5 protein-coding genes are annotated in these 4,620 nt (G+C 52.5%); 2 read left to right on the top strand and 3 right to left on the bottom strand.

Annotated elements, in window-relative coordinates:
• Window positions 1-253 precede the first annotated feature (253 nt).
• On the bottom strand, window positions 254-784 hold the full coding sequence (locus OKC44_RS22045; RefSeq protein ID WP_011191315.1) for a plasmid mobilization protein: 531 nt from the start codon (window positions 782-784) through the stop codon (window positions 254-256).
• A gap of 535 nt (window positions 785-1,319) precedes the next feature.
• Between OKC44_RS22045 and OKC44_RS22040 the strand changes: the two genes are divergently transcribed.
• Together OKC44_RS22040 and OKC44_RS22035 are read left to right on the top strand one after the other, a co-directional pair.
• On the top strand, window positions 1,320-1,976 hold the full coding sequence (locus OKC44_RS22040; RefSeq protein WP_012537714.1) for a quinolone resistance pentapeptide repeat protein QnrS2: 657 nt from the start codon (window positions 1,320-1,322) through the stop codon (window positions 1,974-1,976).
• Window positions 1,977-2,259: 283 nt separating this feature from the next.
• Entirely contained in the window at window positions 2,260-2,907 is a 648-nt protein-coding gene (locus OKC44_RS22035; protein WP_077897378.1) for a SprT-like domain-containing protein, read from the top strand.
• A gap of 125 nt (window positions 2,908-3,032) precedes the next feature.
• Here the strand turns inward: OKC44_RS22035 and OKC44_RS22030 are convergent, their stop codons facing one another.
• Window positions 3,033-3,260: a hypothetical protein gene (locus OKC44_RS22030; protein ID WP_012477884.1), complete on the bottom strand. Its 228-nt coding sequence runs from the start codon at window positions 3,258-3,260 to the stop codon at window positions 3,033-3,035.
• A gap of 2 nt (window positions 3,261-3,262) precedes the next feature.
• Window positions 3,263-4,507 (bottom strand): ParB/RepB/Spo0J family partition protein, encoded by a 1,245-nt coding sequence (locus OKC44_RS22025; RefSeq protein ID WP_058687780.1) that lies wholly within the window; start codon window positions 4,505-4,507, stop codon window positions 3,263-3,265.
• Between the last annotated feature and the right edge of the window lie 113 nt (window positions 4,508-4,620).

Below are 4,620 nucleotides of genomic sequence, written 5' to 3'. Positions count from 1 at the left end.
CGCAGTGATGCCTAACCCTTCCATCGAGGGGGACGTCCAAGGGCTGGCGCCCTTGGCCGCCCCTCATGTCAAACGTTGGGCGAACTCCAGGTGAGCTTTTACGTGCTCGGCCCCTTTGGCCGCGCCAGATACCTTAACCATCACCTCGGAGGCTTTATCCGTGACTCGCTTAACTCGGCCTTTCAGATCGCCGGTCTTATTGGCCTTGGTCTTGACCTTCCCCTCTAGCAACCCGGCTAGAGTGTCATAGCCCTTATTCATCGATCCCCCACTTGTTTAAGTTGCGTTGAAGCAAACCGGCGACTTCCTCGCGGTGGGAATCGATCTTTTCAGATAGAGCTAGAACCGCCTGGCGGTTGAGCTTATCCGACTCTCTAAACTCGGTGTTCAGTACCTTGGCGATCTGGTTCAGGTTCCGGCCTATTGCCGCCAACTCCCTGTTTGACGTTCGCAGTGCTTGGATCTCGCTCTCGGTAAGAACCGGCTCGCGGTTCAGGTTGGCCATTGCAACAGCCGTTAGCCACGCCGTCCGACTGGTGAACCCTTCGGCCTTCGCTCGCTTCGTGATGCGCTTCATGTCTCTGGTGTTCAACCTGATATTGAGCTGATCCGTCTTGGTTTCCTTCAGCCCCTTATGGTCAAGGGCAACACTGCCCGCCGTAACCTTCTCGATCATTAGGCCCAGCATGTCGGATTCAGATACGCCCTGAGCGTGGCAGAAAGCCTGCCAGGCTTCTTTTTGCTCCTTAGTGACGCGCCTTTCGATCCGATAGCTCTTTGCCATTAACGACCTCTTTAAACATGGGGGGGCAGGGGGGGACAGGTGCAATTTTAGCACAAGCGGCGGCAGACGCTAGCAAATTGCGAATCCTGCCCTAGTTCTAACCCCCCCATGTTTTTTCGTACGTACGAAATTTTTCGGTTTTGCAGTGGCTTTTGGCCTTCGGCCAGGCTCACCAGGTCGCGGGGCTCCCTGGCTCGTCGGCTTCCCCTAACTTTGGATTGTGCAATCCAAAAGGCTGCCGCATAATGGTTATAGATTGTGCAATCCAATACACGGAGCAGGGCACTAGATGAAACCAACATGGCGGACATCAGTAATCTATTGGGTTCCTTTTCTCTGTGGCTTTTTAAGCGGATAACTTTTTTCAATGGTGCCGCGTACTTTGAACGTTAACATAGAGGCTCAGGGCGCTATTTTACCCCCTTAAAATAGGCAAAATGAGGGTTTTTAAGATCTTGATTTTTAGTGTTTTTATTTTGGTGATGTGATGTGGCTTTGATGGTAGTGTTGCGTCCAGTTCATCATAGGAGTCAACATGGAAACCTACCGTCACACATATCGACACCACAGTTTTTCACATCAAGATCTAAGTGATATTACTTTCACTGCTTGCACCTTTATCCGATGCGATTTTCGACGTGCTAACTTGCGTGATGCGACATTTATTAACTGCAAGTTCATTGAACAGGGTGATATCGAAGGTTGCCATTTTGATGTCGCAGACCTTCGCGATGCAAGTTTCCAACAATGCCAGCTTGCGATGGCAAACTTTAGTAACGCCAATTGCTACGGTATTGAGTTACGTGAGTGTGATTTAAAAGGGGCCAACTTTTCCCGAGCAAACTTTGCCAATCAAGTGAGTAATCGTATGTACTTTTGCTCAGCCTTTATTACTGGATGTAACCTGTCTTATGCCAATATGGAGCGGGTCTGTTTAGAAAAATGTGAGCTGTTTGAAAATCGCTGGATAGGGACTCACCTCGCGGGCGCATCACTGAAAGAGTCAGACTTAAGTCGAGGTGTTTTTTCTGAAGATGTCTGGGGACAGTTTAGCCTACAGGGTGCTAATTTATGTCACGCCGAACTCGACGGTTTAGATCCTCGAAAAGTCGATACATCAGGTATCAAAATTGCCAGCTGGCAACAAGAACAGCTTCTCGAAGCGTTGGGTATTGTTGTTTTTCCTGACTAGATGCTTACGAATACCTGCTGATAAACTATACACAACATTAATACATTTTCTAATTCAAATCACCAGAGCTAGATCAATACTTCTAGCTCATTCTTGTCCAGAAACGTGTTTGAATGGGGCCAATCAATCTGTGGATGCTCAAGACAACCAGTATGATACTTTATTACTCAGTTGTAGCGTGACTCAGATTTTGTAGTAGGAATTAGTATGAATCTTTATTTCTGGGTGAGTATCATTTAGAACGGTACAAACAGGGTTACTTGACTGCTTAGTATGAAACTTTATTCCTCTCCTACACCTCCAACGAGAAAAACAAACCTATGGCTATTTCAGCCCGGAGAGGTTCGTTAACTCCCAAGGAACCCGGACGGACGAAATCGCCATGAATCCGGCTTACTTCGCCGTATGCCCCCCCGAAGAAATTATGCAAACGCTTTGCCACGAAATGTGCCACCTATGGCAGCACCATTTCGGCAAGCCTGGGCGGCGTGGCTATCACAACAAGGAATGGGCCGACTTCATGGAAGCTATCGGACTAATGCCAAGCAGCACCGGCGCACCTGGTGGAGCACGAACCGGCGACAAGATGGCGGATTATGCCATTGAGGGCGGGCGCTTCTTGGAAGCATATGAAAGCCTGATGACGGATGACTATCGGATCAGTTGGATGGATCGCTTCCCCAGTCGTGAAAAGCTGATGGCAGCAATCGCCAACGGCACCACCGATGAAATGGCCGGGGATCTTTCTATCATGGGGCTGGCTGGGATCTCTGTTGAGGATGGAGAAATCACATTTGAGCCAGGGGAGCGCCCGAATAAGTCGAATCGGGAAAAATATACTTGCCCGCTCTGCCAGGCGAACATTTGGGGCAAGCCTGGCCTAAACGTCCTATGCGGAGACTGTGACACGGCTTTTGAGGCCGCTAACTGACGCGCTTCGCTTGTCGGCCCTCGGTTCGTGGTGAACAGACTTCGCTAGTTCACCACGCCCCAAGGGCTAGATTAAACGCCAAAAGTAAGGGGGCCGATTTTGGCCCCCTTGTTCGTTCTGTGACTTCAGTTGTTCCCGCCATTTGCCAGCTTGCGCCAGGCGGCTAACGTCGCCTGGTAAAAGCTGCGGCCTATTCTCGACGGCACCGCCAGCACAAGCACGGCCACCGTTGCAATAATGGCCAGCCAGGCCAACAGGGTTTGACTGTCCTTCAGCAATGGATAGGCCGCGAACAACAACAGCACTCCAACGGCAACAGCAGCGGCAAAGTAGGTTTTCGCTTTTGCCGTCATGGTCAGCCCTCGATAACAGCAACAAGCTGAACTTGGTTCAGATCAACTTCGATTTCTTCCCCGTCGTCGTCGTACTTCAGCCAGCCCAAACCATATGCAGCGCGGCGACTGGACAACAGGCGAGCCGGTCGCTCGTCATAGCGCACCTGAATGATCGGCTTCTTGATTTTGCCTTGTTGCTCGTCAGCGTTCAGCAGGGCATTAGCCGCCGCATCCGGCCCGCCCCCGCCAATCGGGGCACCGTCGATGGTCAACGGCTGTTGCTTGTCCTTATCGCCTTCACCTGGCCAGCCTGCGCCGCCCTGGTCGTCACTGTCCGGCTCCTTGTCGCCGCCTGCACCTGGCCAGCCTGCGCCGCCCTGGTCGTCACTGTCCGGCTCTTTGTCGCCGCCTGCACCTGGCCAGCCTGCGCCGCCCTGGTCGTCACTGTCCGGCTCTTTGTCGCCGTCTGCACCTGGCAAGCCTGCGCCGCCCTGGTCGTCACTGTCCGGCTCCGTGCTCGGGTTCTTCAGGTCATTACAGAAGCGGCGAACGTCTGCCGTTGTCAGTTCGTCCCCATCCTCGGCAACCATGCTTTCGATGCAATAGGTTTCCACCTCGTCGGGGTAGTTCTTGAATGAACGATGCAGGATAGCCAAGGCTTGAACGGACACGCATCGGCCCGAGTCGTACAGCTCACGAATGCAATCCGGCAACTCGAAAAAGCTGATATGGTCAGACACGAACGAAGCGGGCTTACCCAGCTTTCCGGCAATCTCTGATTTCTTGTCTCCGTTGTCGATTTGACGCTGGATGAAGTGGGCCATTTCGAGGGCCGTCAGCCCCTCCCGTTGAATGTTATCGACGGCGTTATCGTACTCGTCGGCGTCAGAGTCGATAAACGCCGGGACGGTATCAAGGCCCGCTTCCTGTGCGGCCAGGTAACGCCGATAACCGGCGTTAATCATAAACTCGCCTTCAAGCTCCGGGTGAGGCTTCAGGCTAAGGGGGTTTTTCACCCCCCGTTGTTTGCCTGTTACCTTACTGACCGCCTTCATAGAGTCAGCCAGTTCGGTGATTTTTGCCGGGTCTACTCGCTGGCGACTGTTGTTAGGGTCTGGATGGATTTTGCTGATCGGTACTTCACGAATCAGCAGGTTGTTATTCTCTGGTTCCGCCGCCTCTACTGGCGCGGCACCAGGCCCGCCCATCAGGTCGGACAGGTTGAACGAATCCAGCCCGCTGAGGTCTGCCCCTTTACCACTCATTCAGCCACCCCCATTTTTTCAAAGATAATGCTAAAGGGGGAGCCCGCAGAATTCGGAAAAAATCGTACGCTAAGGTTTTCCGGGCATCCGTAAGGGCCGAAACTTCCCGTCTT

This window comes from Aeromonas sp. S41-2 (genome assembly GCF_027705845.1).
Taxonomy (GTDB): Bacteria; Pseudomonadota; Gammaproteobacteria; order Enterobacterales; family Aeromonadaceae; genus Aeromonas; species Aeromonas hydrophila.
The sequence above is the reverse complement of the archived record's forward strand: the minus strand, read 5'-3'. Positions and strand labels throughout refer to the sequence as shown.